Origin of the sequence: Legionella cherrii (assembly GCF_900635815.1) — a bacterium.
GTDB classification, from domain to species: domain Bacteria; phylum Pseudomonadota; class Gammaproteobacteria; order Legionellales; family Legionellaceae; genus Legionella; species Legionella cherrii.
Genome location: NZ_LR134173.1, coordinates 1,823,102 through 1,840,893, shown reverse-complemented (window position 1 = coordinate 1,840,893; position 17,792 = coordinate 1,823,102). Strand labels below are relative to the sequence as shown.

Below are 17,792 nucleotides of genomic sequence, written 5' to 3'. Positions count from 1 at the left end.
AGAAACTCTTAAAGACTGTCAAGAACTATTGGCTTCTGATTTAGCTTCCGCTGGTCGATTTCTTGGAGGGCAATTTCAGGAACAAATTAAGTATTTAAATGAGCAATATAAGTTTTTGGAACAGGAAATAGACTCCTATAAAACTGAAATTTGTTCGCTGTTTGAAAAAAAGATTATAAATTCCCTTGGCAAGCATAATGAAATCTCGATTAAATCTATTGCTTCTTTATATGAAGATGCATACACACAATCTTGGGGTGATTGGGCATGGATAAAAAAACTTTTTCGAAACAGCGACAGAGCTCAAGAAATTAAATTTTTAAATCGACTGTCAGAGCACAAGGACTGTGATGAGCTGATTCGAGTTCAAGCTGCTGCCCTCGTTCATAATAAAATTCTTGATTCAGAATTATTTGGTAGAAGAAGTCAGCTTGGCAAATTATTAGGAAAATTTTTAGAAGGAAAAGCCCCCCCTGAAGGTGAGCATGGCAATTTAGCTAAATTTCTTGAGCTGCATGAAGACATTAAAGAAAGTATGCCGGAGAGTTTAAAACTATATTTTAAAGTAAACCAACAAGAATACCGTGCTAACACAGTTTATAAATCTTCATTTTAATAATTAATCCAGCTTCTCAGGTGGTCCCTTAGGATAATTTGCTAAATTATGAGTTCAAATTAAATGGTAATTGCTGCACGGTTATTTTTTAGTGACCTAATTAGGGTAAGTCCCCTTAATTAATTGTTCATCAACGCAGCTAATCTTATGCCTTGCAGAACCAAATCAGGAACGAGATGATCATACAACTCTTGTTTTTCAAATAAAGAAGCAAATCCCCCCGTAGCTAATACCAGAGCTTTTTCTTTCCCAAAGGCTTCCTGTTTCAGACGTTGAATCAATTCTCGGCATGCACCAATCGCACCGTAAAACACACCAGACTGAATACTCTCTATCGTTGAACGCCCAACTGCATTTTCAATTTTTATTATTTCCACGGCAGGGAGCTTTGCTGTATTTTTTGATAAAGCGTCTACTGAAAGTCTAACCCCTGGCAAAATAGCCCCTCCCATATATGCTTTTTGCGCAGAAATGACACAAAAGGTAGTTGCGGTACCAAAATCAATCACAATCACGTTTTGATTTGGATAGGTATGTGTCGCAGCAATTGCATTAGCAATTCGGTCAGCTCCCACTTCTATAGGGTTACGATATTTGATATTCAGCCCTGTTTTAACCCCTGCTTGTAACAAAAAGGGCTCTAAAGAAAAATATTTAACACATGCCGCGCGTAGTGAATAATCAACTTGAGGAACTACAGAACAGATACCAATTTGTTTAATGGCTTCAGGCGAGCAATTATTCTCCCTTAATACACTTTTTAAAAAAATTCCCAGTTCATCTGATGTAGTTACTTTAGACGTATGGCGAAAACGAAGCTTTATTTCTTCTCCATCAAAGACGCCACCATAGATATGAGAATTTCCAACATCAATACAAAGAATCATAATGCCACATGTCTGTTTTTAAAAAATAGGATAGTAAATTGTGATTCTCTGATTAGCAAGGTGTTATTTGAAAAAACGACTACTAGGTCTGTTTACACATCGTCATCTTGCCAATCCCGAATGCAACGAGGGTCTGCTCGTTTTAGTGCTATGTTACTTGGAGATCCCTTGTTGCACTTGAGATGATGGGAGTAACTAAAAATGAAAGGAAGTAGAATCATAAGCAGATCCAATAAAAAAAGCCCTGCTTATGCAGGGCAGTTGTGGAGATTGATATGTTTTTATTAACGTTAATTTGACACAAGCTGAAAACGCTTTCTGCTGTCAAACGGATTAGTATGGTTTAACAATCACTGTAGTACCAATATCAGCGAAATCCTCGTTTAACCATTTTGCTGCGCTAGGTAAAACCCGGATACAACCATGGCTTGCGTTGTAGTTGGGTACTTCATATGCTGCATGGATGGAGTAACCACCATGGAAATGCATACAATAAGGCATTCTTGCGCCACCATGTGTTTCCAAGGGATAAATACTGGAAGTACAATCTTCCCCTTTTTTAGAATAAATACTATATGTTCCGGTGACAGTACGGCATGGTTTACCTGCATCTTCGCAGAAATCTTTACCCCCGGAAGCACTACCTGTATTAACCCTGTTACCATCTCTATCGTAAGCTGCCCAGGCAGTGGCTTTAGGATCAAATACGATCACCTTTTTCCCAGTTGCAGGTCTTTTCATAGGAAAATAATTAGCCCCTTTATGGTCAGAGTGCATGCTCATTGTGTAATGCGTATAACCCGCATCATCAACTATAGGCACTGATCTATCCATGGAAGCACAGGATGTAGCTAAAGCACATACTGGAACTAACACTAGATATTTTTTCACTTTATTTCTCCCTCTTTTTTTCTTCTTTATCGGGAGATTTAAAAATAGGTTTAGGGTTTTTTATAAATTTTTTTTACATTATGCTTTTTTTGTGAGCTTTAAGACTATTTAATGATTATTTTTTTGGTTGTTTTGGGAGCATATAGTGAATCGCACGCATTAACTGTTTATCAGTACACTCAAAGCATCCTCCCCTAGGGGGCATTGCATTTAAACCTTCATTAGTATGCTCAAAAAGTACTTTCATTCCTTGCTTTAAACGTTCTTTCCAATCCGCTTCCTCGCCAATTCTTGGTGCCCCTAAGGAAATTAATGGTTTACTTGCATGGCAATTGGCACAAAAATGGTGATAAATTTGTTCCCCTTCATTTTTGGCACCACTAATTGATTTTAAAAATTCTTGAGGATGATGACTGTCTGCATAAACAGGAAATTGGACCATCAATAAGGCTACAGCATAAATGCTAAAACGTATCATCATGTAATACTCCTGAAAATTGGCATAGTATTTGCTAATTACAACAAGTTACTCAAAGAGGGATTTTTTGTGAAAAAATGCATACTAAGTGTTTTACTATTTTTTGCAAGCACTGCATTGTATTCTGATGCAATACAGTCGCCTGAAATATTAACAAATAAGATAGAACGACATATTCGTAATGAACTTTCTTCATATAAAGAAGGAAAAATTCAGGTAATCGCAGATAAAATTGATTCCCGTTTAAACCTCAAGGCCTGTGCTGAAGATCACTTAGTTGTTTTTAATCCTTATCAGTCTCCTATCTTAAATACGAGTACTATGGGTATTAAATGCCAAGAAAATGACAATCGCTGGTCTTTGTATGTCCCTGTTAAAATCACTGTATTAAAAACAATATATGTGGCAAAGCGTGCGCTTATCAAAGGAACCCGAATTAGCCGAGATGATATTTATGAAACAGAAATGGATGTACAAAAATTAAATCATGGATATTATACTGAAAAAGATCTCCTAATAGGACAAATTTGCAAAATAAATATTCCGCCAAACAGTCCACTGAATCCACATAATATTGAAGCAGCAAAATTGATTAATAAAGGTGAGCGTGTTTCAATTGTTGTAAATGACAACAATTTAACGGTTAGTATGGATGGGGTTGCTATGGAAGAGGGCTCACTGGGCGAAACCATTAAAGTGCGCAACTTATCCTCTAAAAAAATTATTGAAGCCCAGATCTCAGGTCCAAAGAAAGTTAATGTTATTCTTTAATAAATTAAGATAACGTCGTCACGAGCCTAGCGAGGGATCTCCAACGTTAGCACGGTGTTGCGGTGGAAAGACAATAAGAATGAAAACAGCTTCAAATTAAAAATTTACTAAAGATTTTTAAAACAGAGCCGATACATATAGAAGTCGAACGTGATTGAGGATAAATTATGTTTAATCAAATCAGTGATGCAGCTCCGGTAAAAACTATAGATTCAGACAATCGTCTAAAAACGAAACATCAAGATCAAATTAAACGTTTGATTGAGGATCCCTCATCACTTGTCAGCATCAGTGATACCTCAAAACAATTAGAAGCAATAAAAAATTCCCTTAAAGATGCTCCTGAAATCAATGAAGCTCGTGTTTTATATTTTAAATCAGAAATTGCACTTGGAAACTATCAAATTGATAGTGACAAAATTGCCATGAAAATGTTAAATGTAGAACCTGCTTAATTTCTAAGGGCAATTATATGGATAATAAGATCAGCGCTTTAAGTAATCATTTGGAACAAGAAATTAATTGGATAGAGTCACTCAATTCATTGTTGGCTGAAGAAAAAGAAATATTATCATCTCGTCAATTCGATAGACTTGAAGAGTTTGCAAATAAAAAACAGGAATTATCCAGTAAATTGGAGGAAAGCGCCAAACAACGCATGCAGCTTATTCATCATAATAATCCCAATGAGCCTATGAATCTGGCTTTATCAGAATTTCTTAAAAACTCTACTGCGGACGAAGCCGCGCTCATCAATCAATTAAATTCGAAACTTGGTGAAATTCTATCTCGTTGTCGTGAATTAAATGCAGTTAATGGACAAATTATTACCAACAACCTTTATATCCGTCAAGAAATTGTCAATACCCTGTCGGGAAATAAAGGAAATGCGATCAGCGTTTACACTGCCAATGGAAATATACAATCATCTCAAGAAAATACTCATCATCAAGAAGCCTAGATAGAGAGTCTCTTCAATTTAAGCAAAAACACTTTTAGTGACTGTAGCCTAAGTCCTGTGTAGCCTGGATTAGCGTGCCTAATCCAGGCTACACAGCATCGATTGATTACCGCATGCGCAGTGCACCATCCAGACGTATCACTTCCCCATTAATCATTTGATTTTCAATAATATGTGCCACTAATGAAGCAAATTCCTCCGGCCTGCCAAAACGCTTGGGAAAAGTCATAGTTGCTACTAAATTATCTTGTACCTCTTGCGGCATATTCAGTAACATTGGTGTAGCGATTAATCCGGGAGCAATCGTATTGATACGAATCGCCCACTGAGCTAACTCACGTGCTGCTGGAAGTGTCATAGCAACGACTCCCCCCTTAGACGCACTATATGCCGCTTGCCCAATTTGTCCTTCAAATGCAGCGATAGAGGCTGTATTAACAATAACTCCACGTTCCTGTGAATCACTGTCCAACTCCAAACGAGTCATCGCATGCGCTGCCACGCGCATGACATTAAACGTTCCTACAAGATTTATATCAATCACCTGTTTAAAGGCCGCCAAAGGCATAGCCCCCTCTTTTCCAACAATCCGCTTTGCTGGAGCAACTCCCGCACAATTAATACAAACTCTTGGAGTTCCCAATTGTTCTATTGTTTGTTGCATTGCTTTTTCCACTGATTCATCACTGGTTACATCACAAGTGATAAATAAATCAGCTTCGTTCTGGGCATCTTCCTGTTTATCCCATGCTACAACTCGCATTCCACGCTTCTGTAAGTAGTGTACAGATGCTTTCCCCATACCGGATGCACCACCGGTAATTAATGCGATTTGATTTTTAAAATTCACTATTACTCTCCATGATTTGTAGTCTGTTTGAAGCGCAACGCCACTCCGTGATCCAGAGGATAGCCAGGAACCTCCACCCTGCAGCACCGTGTAACAGGGGAGAGCTAGGCTACGCTCGGATGGCGAGGAGCCGCTACGAGATACCCGGGTTATTACTAAAAAAATTCCTTACTCAGTTGTTTGAACTCAGGAGTACCGGCCTTTTTTAACCATTCAAAAAATACCATTTCGGAGGTAATTAAATGTACCCCTTCATGTTTCATTCGTTTCAATCCGTATTTCATATTTTGCTCACCACGACAGCTCACAGCATCAACAACAACAAAAACGTCAAAGCCTGCTTCTCGCATTTCCAATGCAGTTTGTAACACACAAACGTGAGTCTCAATACCAATAAGGATTAATTGTTTTTTATGCAACTGCTTCAGTCGTTCAACATAGGTGGGTTCACCCATACAGGAAAAAGATACTTTATCAACACACTCTTGCGGATCAAAATACTTTTGAAATTGTTTTAAAGTGGAACCAAGACCTTGTGGATATTGTTCGCTTACTAAAATTGGAACACTCAGGCGTTGAGCCAACTTTAAAAGCCATTCACATCGCGCGATAAATACTTCATTATTTAATACAGCTGGTGTTAATTTTTCTTGTACATCAACTAACAGTAAGAGTGAATCCTCTTTATTAAGTAACATCCTTATTCTCCTCAGCAGATAAATTCTAGTATCTTAGCCAAGACAGTAGAATTTTAAACAAACCCCATTTGCGATCTTTAAATTTAAATTCTTATAAAAGCTTATAGCCTGGATTAGTGAAGGTACAACCCAGGCCATCAGCAGATTAGTAGAGAAGATTTTCTGTTAAATCTTAAACACCAGCAATATCTATGGTTCTCATTTTTACATCCATTTGCTTGTTACCACGTTGGATGGTAACGGTTACTTGCTCTCCTACTTTTATTTCAGTAAGCATATTATACAAAACATCGTAGTTAGGCACTGCGTGCCCATTAAGTGCAACAATAATATCACCTAATACAATACGACCCCAAGCATCTCTGTGAGTCGCGCGTAAATGTGCTTTAGCTGCGGGAGTATTCGGTATAATGTCAGCGATTAATATTCCTTTACGTATACCTAATTGACGGGCAATACTGGGCGGAACACTTTGAATGCCGATACCAGACAACACTACTCGACCATTTTTAATAATTTGAGTTACAATTCGATCAATATCCTCAGCAGGTACAGCAAAACCAATTCCAGCAGACGTGCCCGAATGAGAAAAGATCATTGTATTCATCCCAATTAACTGCCCAGCACTATTCAATAATGGACCACCTGAGTTACCTGGATTGATTGGTGTGTCTGTTTGGATCATATTGCGAATTGTTACTCCGCCAATCCCGGGAACTTTTCTACCCAAAGCAGAAATCACTCCTTTAGACAGACTGTGATCAAGGCCAAAAGGATTGCCGATTGCAATCGCTTTTTGTCCGACCATGAGATCATTAAGACGTACGACTTCAAATGGCTTAAACTCTTTGAGTAAAGCCAAAGCCTGTGGTGATTCGATCTTGAGTACTGCAATATCCTTACGAGGCTCTGATCCAACTACCTTCGCGGGAACCGTCAATTTGCCCAAGGAAATAGCCAGCTTGTCAGCTCCTTTGATCACGTGATAATTAGTCACTATGTACCCATTATTATTCCAGACTATCCCTGATCCAGCCCCATCTGGTACTTCCATTTTACGTGCAGCGGCTCTATTTGTAACGGTTGCTAATCTGTGAACATAAACCACCTTAGGTGACGCTTCATGAAAAACTTTGACTGTGTTTTGTTCATCAGGAAGAAGAGAGTTCACATCAGCACTATGTCCTGGCAAAGCCAGAAGAGAACATAGCATAAAAGTACTAAACCATAAAAAACGATATCTTGCCATTCAATATATCTCCACCAATTAACTCCAAATCTTGCATTCTCCTCAATGCAAGTGAATTGTAATATATACCAACAAAAATGTCACTAAATGACTTAGGAGAATAATTTTCATGCAAATGTCATTGATCGAGCTTTTGCTGAATCCTTTTCTTCTTCCTCATCCTGGACGGTCTCTGGTGGTTGATTTTGGTGGATGGCACTCTGTTTCTGTTGTTTATCCTCTTTAGGCGTTACATTTTCTTTTTTCTCAGGCGCTGAATCATTGATGTCACGTTGGGTTTTATCGACCTCAGCACGTGCAATATGTTCTACTCGTGTTTGAACTAGTGAAATTCCAGGTGTTACTGATACCCCAAAATATTGCATCAGAAATTGTATAGGGATCATAAACATATCTTTAAACGTCATGGTTGATGCCTCCATGCTTTTGACTGCTACAATTTCAGAATCATCAATATGACGCAGATAGACTTTTTCTAATAAAGCAGAATGCTGTTTGTAAACGTTATCCAAACTGGCATTACGTGTCTTTTCCTGATTCAGGAGATATCTTTGAAAATCAGTATGAGCGTCCCATAAAGATGCTCTTCTTTCTTGTAATTGCTTGAGCTCGCTTTCATAAAAAGCGATTTTATGATCGATTTCCTCTCTTAATCGATCACAAGCGCCTTTACGATCGGGGGAGATTTCTCCACTGACTATTGAGCCAGACTCTTTCACAATAGTCTGGGCGTACCGTTCAATCAACTCGGTTTTTTTACGTAAAATCTCATCGATTTGCGTATCAATGTACCTAATCGCTTCTTTATTTACTCCAAGAACTTGGTAGTGAGAGTCAAAACGTTTCTCATTTTGCATTTGCTCCCGCATCTGCTCCAGCTCTTTGACCTCTTGAGACAATGCTCTTATTTGTGCGTCATCATTTAATTGTTTGTCTCGGCTTAACAAGATTTGTCGGATAAATGCAGCCAAAACCACAACAGTTCCTAATACTGCTGCACAGATAAGCGCTATACTGACCGGCTCCATAGTCAAACTCCTTGAATTAAGACAAATGAATCAATTGAGTATGTATTTCAATAGCAAAATAGTGACTAAAGTCTTGAAAAGAGTCGATTGATGGCCATTGCTCAGGTTGACTCGACATTCGACTCATAGCGGCTGAAAAAATTGAAATGTAATTTTCTTTGATAAAAGGTTTTATTTCAGTCAAGTTAGAAAAATTCTTAACCAGGGCTGTGGCATTTTCTTCTAGATGAGATAATTCAACTTTTTCAATCACATCGACCAAATCATCCTGGCCCTCTAAGCTTTCTTTAATCCAATTAAGTAAGGCCATACGAGGTTTAATGAGCAGTAATTGATGACTTTTTTCTATGGAGGGTTCCATTAACAGAATATGATTATGTAATTCAAATTTAAAACAACAAAGAAAATCAAGAAAATTGGTTTCTATAGCATGACGTGCTTTGTCCCCTAACCAGCGAGCAATTTCATGGCGAAACATTTTTGAAAAATATTTTTCTATTTCATTTAAAGTTGCATCATCTGAATTTTGTTTTTGCAGGACATAAGCTGTATTATCAATTTGCAATAATCGAAGATCCGGTAATTTAGTCTCAGGCAATTGTGAGGTAAGAAATGATAAAAAAACAGCCGTAGGTTTTAATACTGCTATTTCGTGTTGGCTATGGCGCATATCTCTCTCCTTGATTTCCCTAAATCCCTCACCAACAGATTTACTGCGCTCACTATAATGATTCAGTTTGTAAGCTTTTTAAGACTTTTACTCTAGTATTTTGACCTTTCCTGAAAAATCTTTAAAAAACTCCCATCGTCAATGCATTAAGTGCATTCGCGACAATCTTTAGCAAATGATTCAGCTTGATTTTTACTCATCCTGAGTACAACAGGCCCCCTATTAACGATAGACTATATATCGACACTTAGCGAATCGATTTTAATTTTTTTATTATAAATTAGGGTCATGAATTATTAACTTCGCTCATTGACCTCGGCCATTACTTTTTTTACAGTACGCCAACAATAAAGTATCAAAGAATCACAGCGTGGATAAGCAAAATTTATACAAACAATTTAGTCAACCCTTATTGCAGTGGTTTGCGGTTAATGGGCGTCAAAATCTGCCTTGGCAACTCCCCCGTACGCCCTACAGAGTTTGGATTTCTGAAATTATGCTGCAGCAAACTCAAGTACAGACAGTTATTCCTTATTTCGAACGTTTTATGCAACGATTTCCAAACCTGAGTGATTTGGCTCGAGCAAATGAAGATGAAGTACTTTCTTTATGGTCAGGACTTGGTTATTACAGTCGCGCCAGAAATCTTCATCAGACGGCAAAAATAATGATGGATCAATATGATGGCGTTGTTCCTGATGATTATCAGTTATTAAAAGAACTCCCTGGAATCGGTCCATCTACTGCAGCAGCCATCTTATCACAAGCTTTTAATCAACCCGTTGCTATTCTTGATGGCAATGTAAAACGAGTTTTAACTCGTTTTTTCATGATCAAAGGTTACCCAGAACAAGCTCAAGTAAAAAAAACGCTGTGGGATTTAGCGAACTCATGCATGCCCAATGAAAACTGTGCCAATTACACTCAAGCTATTATGGATTTAGGTGCATTATGTTGTACCTCTAAAAATCCAAATTGCACTCATTGTCCGTTACAAAATAGTTGCCTCGCCTTTAAATTTAAGGAACAGCACTTATATCCCACGAAAAAAATAAAAAAACCCATACCCATTCAATGCCAACAATTTCTGGTTTTGTATAATGAGCAAGGGCATATTTATTTGGAAAAAAGACCTCCTACCGGATTATGGGGAGGATTATGGTGTTTACCCAGTTTGGATGAAGAGGATTGCCCTCTTGATTTCATTCGTCTCAACTATGACTTATCAGGAGAGACACCACAACCTCTCATTACTTTTAAACACCGATTTAGTCATTTTCATTTGGAAATCAATGCCCTCAGCATAAAAACCAAAATCCTGGGTAACAAATTGGCTGAACAACAAGGTCAATGGTTTGAAAAAGAACGAATTGACTCTTTAGGATTAGCACAACCTACCAGCAAAATATTGTCTTCGCACTACAACATGTTTATTCAAAGCTCATAATGGATATAATAGGGGCTTTTCGTTGGATGCTCCTTGTATGAAAGAATTTATTCAATCCAGTTCGTCTTTAACTCCTTTGGTTCAATATGTCAAAGAAAAAGGAGTTTCTTTAAAGAGTTCACCAGCGAAAGAAAAAGCATCCATAAGAATCGAAGAAGAACTTTCTGATGCACAACAAAAATTCAAAGCCAATAGAGCTGCAACAATAATCCAGCGCAGTTATCGTGCCTATAAAATGAAACAAAAAATAAGAAATAATCCTTATAATTCTTATTTATCAATGATGGATCGAATGGAAGTACAAAGAATCCCTGCGCACATTCTATTTGGAAGACATATAGCTGAAATAAGACCAACCTCAAAAAATCAAATCAAAAATCCTTATATCTATTCAGATGCACGATATCATCGAGATGATGATTTGTCTGGAACTTTGTTGAACAGCTTAATCGATTCCTTCAATATTGATGAACCATCACGCTCCACTCATGATTATGTTCCTGTAACTTTGCTCGATAATACCCCAGTTGAAGACATTATCAGCCGTTATTTTCCCCAACCGACGCAAAAAACAAAACCACACCCCCAAGTGATTAAAGATACGAACCACTCCATTGCATTAATTGCCATACCTCATAGCTATTACAGAGCGGATGAAATAAAAGGAATTTTGAGTATTTGTGGTCTGGTTGCAAGTCCTTGGGAAATTGCGATTAATGTGAAGGTACCACCATTTCCTCTAATTGGACCTGAACAACTCCCTGCTCTCAATAATCTGCCCACAACGAAAGAAGCTTTATTAAAAAGCAAACTATTTAATAAACTTCTTTTAATTGCTGAAAGTAGAAAATATTCAACGAATAAATTGGCGGCGGGGCTAAGGAATCTTTTAATAGATCTTCCTGAGTTAAATCAAAAGGCCATACAACGCATCGCAATAATGCTGCAAGTAAGTTGTTTTTTTTATGATAATAATTATCCTCAATTCGCATTTTGTCTTTATACAATTATCCACGAAATCAGTCTTTGTTTATTAGAGCCAAAAGACACGCTTGATTTAGAAAATGACTTTTCTCGATTTATGCAAGAAACAGAAAAAGTACTGTTACAGACATTGGATCTAAAAAAGGAACAATTAACACATACTGCTTTTTTCGCCTCACTGGCCATGTCAGGAACTAATGCATATGTCATTGCCATGCATCTGGCCCAAAAAATGAAAACAGAGCAAAACAAAAAACCTAAAATTAAAATTTATGGCGCCAATTATTATGAATTTGAGTTCATTACCAAAGGAACTCAAAAGTCCGATGCCGATGTTTTTATAGTGTGCACTGGACCAACTGTCACGGAGAATGGTCTTATTCCAGGAGTAGATATTAACCGGTTAATTAACCAAGAAGTAATCAGTAAAAAACGAACAAAACCTGTTACTGTTATCATCGACGCGACCTCAACATTGTATAAAAATTTACGTTTAAATCCCGAAGTTCAATCGCTTGTTAAAGAGGGGAAACTCTCGTTAATCATCCATGAAAGCATTCAAAAATTTGGACTCCTCCATACAGATCAACCTCAATGCGGAAAAGTGTATGGTTTATGTTCTAAAGGGAGCTATGCACAAGAAGTACTTCAAGAATTACAGCAAAATGCCCAGAATGATTTTAATAATCATGTCGATCTGCGAATCGGAGCTTATATCAGCAATACCTGTTGTCACATATTAGAAGAAATAAAACGGCAGCATTTTGCTAATGGAGCACTTTTAAGAAATATATTGATTCAAGCCAAGCTGATAGAGGCAGGAGTTATTAGCCATCCTTATATGCTTTCTAATCCAGATGAACTGTATTTTGTAAGTTTTGATCCAGAAAAATCAAAACAACTTGAAGAATCAACTCTAAAATTTATTGAGCAAAGAGACAGTTTCGGACATTTTTGTACTACTCGATCGATTATAAGTGACTTTGTAGACTCTGATGAAATAATGCAAACACGAATTAGTGTTGATGCCTCAGATACCATTGATTGCTTAATCCAAACATCGCAACTTTTTTTGGCAAGTTGTTATAAGACAGAAGAAATATTAGACATTTTCCTTGAAAATGCCAGAAAGTCTGTTTTGCTGTCGTTTGATGAACAAATTATTTCGCTTGGATTAATTAATATTTTGGTTGCCGACGTGCCTTGCGGTTCGCCCATGATTAGAAATCGAGTTGAATTCTTTGCTTCGATAAGTTGGGTATTGGAACAGTGTTTTTTATTAAAAGGCCGTCAATATACTGCCAATGCACAGAGTTATTTACAGGAATTACAAAAAGAAATTATTGACATCTATCAACCCCAATATCGGTACAATTTCATGAAATCGATTCACAGGCTTTATCGTCAAGGTACTCCATTAAATCCTAATGTTCTGGAACAATTAAAGTTAAGCAATAAACAACTAATCGATTTACCCACGAATACATTATCTTTTTTCAATTCGTATGCAGCAGCCGTAGAAAAACCTGCGCTCCCCCATGAGAAGCCACAAATTTGTGATTTTTGAAGACGCTAAATCAGCAGTTAACAAAACGGCTTTTCCTACTCCATCAAGCGAAAATTTCCCTTATCTGCAAGGCAGGTGGGAAATTTTAACTTAATGCCCCCCCGCTAGCCAATATGCGAACGGCCTCTTTGGCATCAGGTTGTCCCAAATTTGCGGCGGCATTAATCCAAAACCAAGCTTTCTTGCGGTCTTCAACTACTCCTTTACCATAATAATACATATAACCTACAGCATATTGAGCATCAGGTTGACCTTTCTCAGCTATTGGTTTTAGGCGGATAAAAGCCTTGCGGTAATTTTCGACTCTGAAACTATCAATCCCTTCACGTAAATTGTTTGCACTTGGAGTAGCACAGGCTACAATATTAGAAATAAAAATTACAACGATTAATAAATTAAATAAACGTCTCATAAAATTTCTATTCCCCTTGTAAAGGCTTAGCCACTGGTTCAAAGATTAATTCATTTTTGGGTAAACTTAAACTCTCTAACGTACCATTACGTTCAACCAAAATCCCAGAGGCCATAATTCGCTTGATCACTGCACCTCCGGGGATAGAATCACCTAATTTGTACGTTTTTTCCTCTCCGGTTGCAGAACGAATAATTACTTGGGAGTTATTGAGCTTATTTGCAAATAAAATTCCTACCAAAGTAACATTCAGCATGGATTTTTTAATACTGGATAAATTATTAGAAACATACACACCAAATAATGAGGAATGTAAAATTGCATCGAAGGAATTCTGCTGGGGTATCATCGGCATTTCTTTAGTAACATCAGGAGCTTCTTGTATTTTTATGGGAGAAAATATCAATTGAGTGTATTCGGCTAATATCAGTATGGAAAAAAGTGAAATAAAAGCAATAATGATCCATTGTGCGTATTTTGCTGAAAATAAAGCATGAAGATCAAATTTCATTATCAAAACGCTCCTGAAGCCTAAACTTACACCACACTCTGGCTACCACTGCCATTACCTAGAGGAAAAGTCTCCTCCAATGTCCCGTGTGACTCGATCAGGGGCATCGGGTAAGGATTAAAAACCTTAAACTTAATAGCAATCACTCTGGCTACAACCTCGCAAAGTAGAACTTGCCTATCTATAGAACCCCCTCTAGAATATCCTACATAAACCACTCTGAAAAGATCACTCTTTCATAAATAGACCTCTTTCCAAACTCGCTCAGGGGAGTTAAGTGCGACAGCTGCAGTAAAGATTGGAAAAAGGCCTCAGAGGATTCGACATAAAAAATTTATAGCCCTTAAGGATAGTCCAATGAAAAAGAATCACTTTGAAACTCGAGCCATCCATGCAGGTCAAAAACCTTGCCCGAGTACTGGGGCGGTTATGACGCCTATCTATGCAACATCAACCTACAAACAAATTGCTCCAGGTGAACATTTGGGCTATGAGTACTCACGAACACATAACCCTACTCGTGACGCCTATGAAGGATGCATTGCCAGTTTGGAATCAGGTCAACGTGGTTTTGCTTTTGCCTCTGGAATGGCTGCCATTAACACCATTGTTGACTTATTAGATGCAGGCGATCATGTTGTCGCCATGGATGATCTTTATGGAGGCACTTTTCGATTATTTGACAAGGTTAAAACCCGCACATCAGGATTATCCTTTTCTTTTGTGGACATGTCTCATGTTCAGAATATAGAAGCTGCAATTACTCCCAAAACGCGCATGCTCTGGGTAGAAACACCCTCAAATCCTATGTTAAAACTGGCCAACTTACGCGAAATAGCTGAAATAGCAAAACGTCATAATCTTATAGCTGTCGCAGACAATACTTTTGCAACACCTTGGATTCAAAGACCTATCGAGCTAGGATTTGATATAGTACTTCATTCTGCAACCAAATACCTTAATGGTCATTCGGATGTAGTCAGTGGGGTTGTGGTTGTTGGTGATAATCCTAATTTAGGTGACAAAATTGCTTTTCTACAAAATTCTTGTGGTGGTGTTGCAGGTCCTTTTGACAGTTTTCTGGTTTTAAGAAGCTTAAAAACCCTGTCGTTACGTATGGAACGACATTGTGAGAATGCGAACCATCTGGCAAACTGGCTGAATAGTCAATCCAAAGTAAAAAAAGTAATCTATCCAGGCCTTAAAAGTCATCCCCAACATGATTTAGCTAAAGAACAAATGCATGGATTCGGTGGGATGATTTCCATGGTAATTGATGGGGGCATTGATGCCGCCAAAAGATTTCTTGCTCGCTGCGAATTGTTTACATTAGCTGAGAGTCTTGGCGGCGTAGAAAGCTTAATTGAGCATCCAGCAATTATGACCCATGCCTCTATACCTCCAGAAAAACGTAAAGCCTTAGGAATAGAAGATGGCTTTATTCGGCTCTCAGTAGGCATAGAGCACGTAGAAGATTTACAAGCTGATTTGGAATATGCACTTGCATATTAACCTTTATAAAATTGTGTAGCCTGGGTGCAGCGCAGCGAAACCTGGGTTTGACTACTTAAATAACTCCTCGGGTTCCGCTGCGCAGCACCCAGGCTACAATATGATATGGGAAAAATAGATGCAAACCTTACAATCTATAATTGAACATGCTTTTGAGCAACGTCAAACGCTATCCATTGATACAGCCTCTGAAGAACTCATTACTGCAGTGAATGAAGTACTTTCTTGCCTCGATAGTGGCCAATACCGTGTTGCAGAAAAAATAAATGAGCAATGGGTAGTACACCAATGGATAAAAAAAGCAGTACTTTTATCTTTTAAACTTTATCCAAATCAAGTGATTGATTCAGGTTTTTGTCAGTTTTATGACAAAGTTCCCCTCAAATACAATAACTATACAGAAGCACAATTTAAACAAACTGGAGTTCGCGTAGTACCTCACGCCATGGTGCGTAAAGGGGCATACATTGCGAAAAACTGTGTTTTAATGCCATCTTATGTCAATGTGGGTGCATATATTGATGAAGGAGTCATGGTTGATACATGGGCAACTGTAGGTTCTTGTGCGCAAATTGGTAAAAACGTCCATTTATCAGGTGGAGTAGGTATTGGCGGCGTTCTGGAGCCATTGCAGGCTAATCCAACAATAATTGAAGACAACTGCTTTATTGGTGCTCGTTCAGAAGTAGTCGAAGGAGTGATTGTCGAACGAAATTCAGTCTTATCCATGGGAGTATATTTAGGGCAAAGCACTAAAATATATAATCGCCTTACTGGAGAAATTACTTATGGTCGTATTCCCGCTGGTTCCGTTGTCGTTGCAGGAAGTTTACCCAGTGAAGATAAAAGCTACAGCTTGTATTGTGCGGTCATTGTGAAACAAGTAGATGAAAAGACAAGAGCAAAAGTAAGCATTAATGAATTATTGAGAGCAGGATAAAATGACTGAATCAGTAACACCTCATTTTTTCGAGGACTTACAAGAAATTTTAGCCAAACTTGTTAGCTTTCCATCGATTACACCAGAAGATGCAGGCTGTCAGGAGTTTATGATCCAATTTTTAGAACACATTGGATTTACTTGCCAGCGTATGAATAAAGGCCCTGTTTCGAATTTCTTTGCGTTGTATGGTGAATCAGGCCCTCTCCTGGTTTTTGCAGGCCATACTGATGTAGTTCCTGTTGGTGAAGTGACAAAATGGTTATCCAATCCTTTTGTAGTAGAAAATAAAAATGGGTTGCTTTTTGGTCGTGGTGTTGCAGATATGAAGGGAAGCCTTGCCTGCATGCTGCTTATGGCTCAACGATTTGTTAAAACATATCCTAAATTTAGAGGAAGATTGGGGTTTCTCATTACCAGCGGTGAGGAAGGTAATGATTATGATATGGGTACGCCTTATGTCATGCAGCGTCTAAAAGATCAAGATATTCATATTGATTATTGCATTGTAGGTGAACCTTCAAGTACACATAAAGTAGGTGATGTGCTTAAAATTGGCAGACGTGGTTCCTTAAGTGCAAAAATTGCCCTACATGGAAAACAAGGTCATGTTGCCTACCCGCACTTGGCAGATAATCCAATACATAAAATTAGTCCCGTATTAGCGAAACTGACTACAACACTCTGGGATCAGGGTAACCTTCATTTTCCACCTACATCCATGCAAATTACTCATCTTCAATCAGGAGGTCAGGCTCCCAATATAATTCCTGGAGAACTGGTTTTACACCTGAATTTTAGATATTCAACCGAGCAAACCCATAGCATGTTAAAAGAGAAAGTTGCAACGACTTTTCAAGAACACGATCTGAACCCCACTATTGAATGGCGTCTCAGTGGCGAGCCTTTCTTAACCGCTCAAGGGGCACTACTGGACTGCTGTAAAGAGGCCATTGTCGAGCTTACAAATAACTCACCAGAACTTTCCACAAGTGGAGGGACATCTGATGGTCGTTTCATTGCCCCCTATGGTGTTGAAGTAGTAGAACTAGGACCAGTTAATGCCACCATTCATCAAGTGAATGAATGTGTTTCCTTAAGTGATTTACATCAATTAGAAGCTTTATATTTTTCTATTTGTGAAAAATTGTTAGTTAATTCAGTACAGTAGGCTATACTTTTTTTAGAATCTATTGAATTCATTCCACTTTTTACAGTTTTGTAACCCGGGGGCAGCGCAGCGAAACCCGGGTAAATGAATTCCTGGGTTTCGCTTCGCTGCGCCCAGGCAACGATTTATAGGACAGTATCAAGGAGAAA

19 protein-coding genes are annotated in these 17,792 nt (G+C 38.1%); 9 read left to right on the top strand and 10 right to left on the bottom strand.

Annotated features, from left to right (window positions below; all coding sequences use genetic code 11):
- The first annotated feature begins 28 nt into the window (after positions 1-28).
- Complete coding sequence (locus EL022_RS07905) at positions 29-616, top strand: hypothetical protein (RefSeq protein WP_028382207.1); 588 nt, start codon at positions 29-31, stop codon at positions 614-616.
- A 119-nt stretch (positions 617-735) separates the two neighbouring features.
- Here the strand turns inward: EL022_RS07905 and EL022_RS07900 are convergent, their stop codons facing one another.
- The 3 genes from EL022_RS07900 to EL022_RS07890 form a co-directional block, all read right to left on the bottom strand.
- On the bottom strand, positions 736-1,503 hold the full coding sequence (locus EL022_RS07900) for a type III pantothenate kinase (RefSeq protein WP_028382208.1): 768 nt from the start codon (positions 1,501-1,503) through the stop codon (positions 736-738).
- Between the two features lie 333 nt (positions 1,504-1,836).
- Positions 1,837-2,394 carry a L,D-transpeptidase gene (locus EL022_RS07895; protein WP_028382209.1) on the bottom strand — a complete coding sequence of 186 codons (558 nt, stop codon included), beginning with the start codon at positions 2,392-2,394 and terminating at the stop codon, positions 1,837-1,839.
- Between the two features lie 115 nt (positions 2,395-2,509).
- Entirely contained in the window at positions 2,510-2,875 is a 366-nt protein-coding gene (locus tag EL022_RS07890; RefSeq protein WP_028382210.1) for a c-type cytochrome, read from the bottom strand.
- Positions 2,876-2,941: 66 nt separating this feature from the next.
- On the opposite strand from EL022_RS07890, the gene flgA reads away from it, so the two are divergent.
- The 3 genes from flgA (at position 2,942) to EL022_RS07875 (ending at position 4,604) form a co-directional block, all read left to right on the top strand.
- Positions 2,942-3,643, top strand: a complete 702-nt coding sequence (gene flgA, locus EL022_RS07885) for a flagellar basal body P-ring formation chaperone FlgA (RefSeq protein WP_028382211.1) — start codon at positions 2,942-2,944, stop codon at positions 3,641-3,643.
- 167 nt (positions 3,644-3,810) lie between these two features.
- Positions 3,811-4,098 carry a flagellar biosynthesis anti-sigma factor FlgM gene (gene flgM, locus EL022_RS07880; protein ID WP_028382212.1) on the top strand — a complete coding sequence of 96 codons (288 nt, stop codon included), beginning with the start codon at positions 3,811-3,813 and terminating at the stop codon, positions 4,096-4,098.
- 17 nt (positions 4,099-4,115) lie between these two features.
- A complete protein-coding gene (locus EL022_RS07875) occupies positions 4,116-4,604 on the top strand; it encodes a flagella synthesis protein FlgN (RefSeq protein ID WP_028382213.1) in 489 nt (162 codons plus the stop codon).
- 106 nt (positions 4,605-4,710) lie between these two features.
- Here the strand turns inward: EL022_RS07875 and EL022_RS07870 are convergent, their stop codons facing one another.
- From EL022_RS07870 to EL022_RS07850, 5 genes are all read right to left on the bottom strand, one after another.
- A complete protein-coding gene (locus EL022_RS07870) occupies positions 4,711-5,454 on the bottom strand; it encodes an SDR family NAD(P)-dependent oxidoreductase (RefSeq protein WP_028382214.1) in 744 nt (247 codons plus the stop codon).
- 155 nt (positions 5,455-5,609) lie between these two features.
- Positions 5,610-6,152 (bottom strand): isochorismatase family protein, encoded by a 543-nt coding sequence (locus EL022_RS07865; protein WP_028382215.1) that lies wholly within the window; start codon positions 6,150-6,152, stop codon positions 5,610-5,612.
- A gap of 172 nt (positions 6,153-6,324) precedes the next feature.
- Complete coding sequence (locus EL022_RS07860; protein ID WP_028382216.1) at positions 6,325-7,401, bottom strand: S1C family serine protease; 1,077 nt, start codon at positions 7,399-7,401, stop codon at positions 6,325-6,327.
- A 107-nt stretch (positions 7,402-7,508) separates the two neighbouring features.
- Complete coding sequence (locus EL022_RS07855; protein WP_028382217.1) at positions 7,509-8,429, bottom strand: hypothetical protein; 921 nt, start codon at positions 8,427-8,429, stop codon at positions 7,509-7,511.
- A 16-nt stretch (positions 8,430-8,445) separates the two neighbouring features.
- Positions 8,446-9,099 carry a hypothetical protein gene (locus EL022_RS07850; protein WP_028382218.1) on the bottom strand — a complete coding sequence of 218 codons (654 nt, stop codon included), beginning with the start codon at positions 9,097-9,099 and terminating at the stop codon, positions 8,446-8,448.
- Positions 9,100-9,469: 370 nt separating this feature from the next.
- On the opposite strand from EL022_RS07850, the gene mutY reads away from it, so the two are divergent.
- Positions 9,470-10,546 carry an A/G-specific adenine glycosylase gene (mutY, locus tag EL022_RS07845; RefSeq protein WP_028382219.1) on the top strand — a complete coding sequence of 359 codons (1,077 nt, stop codon included), beginning with the start codon at positions 9,470-9,472 and terminating at the stop codon, positions 10,544-10,546.
- A gap of 37 nt (positions 10,547-10,583) precedes the next feature.
- A complete protein-coding gene (locus EL022_RS07840; protein WP_051544505.1) occupies positions 10,584-13,097 on the top strand; it encodes a hypothetical protein in 2,514 nt (837 codons plus the stop codon).
- A gap of 85 nt (positions 13,098-13,182) precedes the next feature.
- Here the strand turns inward: EL022_RS07840 and EL022_RS07835 are convergent, their stop codons facing one another.
- On the bottom strand, positions 13,183-13,509 hold the full coding sequence (locus EL022_RS07835; protein WP_028382220.1) for a tetratricopeptide repeat protein: 327 nt from the start codon (positions 13,507-13,509) through the stop codon (positions 13,183-13,185).
- Between the two features lie 7 nt (positions 13,510-13,516).
- The gene (locus EL022_RS07830; protein WP_028382221.1) at positions 13,517-14,020 is read right to left on the bottom strand and encodes a type II secretion system protein N; all 504 of its coding nucleotides are present in this window, start codon (positions 14,018-14,020) and stop codon (positions 13,517-13,519) included.
- Between the two features lie 357 nt (positions 14,021-14,377).
- On the opposite strand from EL022_RS07830, the gene EL022_RS07825 reads away from it, so the two are divergent.
- The 3 genes from EL022_RS07825 to dapE all read left to right on the top strand — a co-directional run bounded on the left by EL022_RS07825 (position 14,378) and on the right by dapE (position 17,643).
- Positions 14,378-15,532 carry a trans-sulfuration enzyme family protein gene (locus EL022_RS07825; protein ID WP_028382222.1) on the top strand — a complete coding sequence of 385 codons (1,155 nt, stop codon included), beginning with the start codon at positions 14,378-14,380 and terminating at the stop codon, positions 15,530-15,532.
- A 118-nt stretch (positions 15,533-15,650) separates the two neighbouring features.
- Positions 15,651-16,472 carry a 2,3,4,5-tetrahydropyridine-2,6-dicarboxylate N-succinyltransferase gene (gene dapD, locus EL022_RS07820; RefSeq protein ID WP_028382223.1) on the top strand — a complete coding sequence of 274 codons (822 nt, stop codon included), beginning with the start codon at positions 15,651-15,653 and terminating at the stop codon, positions 16,470-16,472.
- A 1-nt stretch (position 16,473) separates the two neighbouring features.
- Positions 16,474-17,643: a succinyl-diaminopimelate desuccinylase gene (gene dapE / locus EL022_RS07815; RefSeq protein ID WP_051544506.1), complete on the top strand. Its 1,170-nt coding sequence runs from the start codon at positions 16,474-16,476 to the stop codon at positions 17,641-17,643.
- Positions 17,644-17,792: the final 149 nt, after the last annotated feature.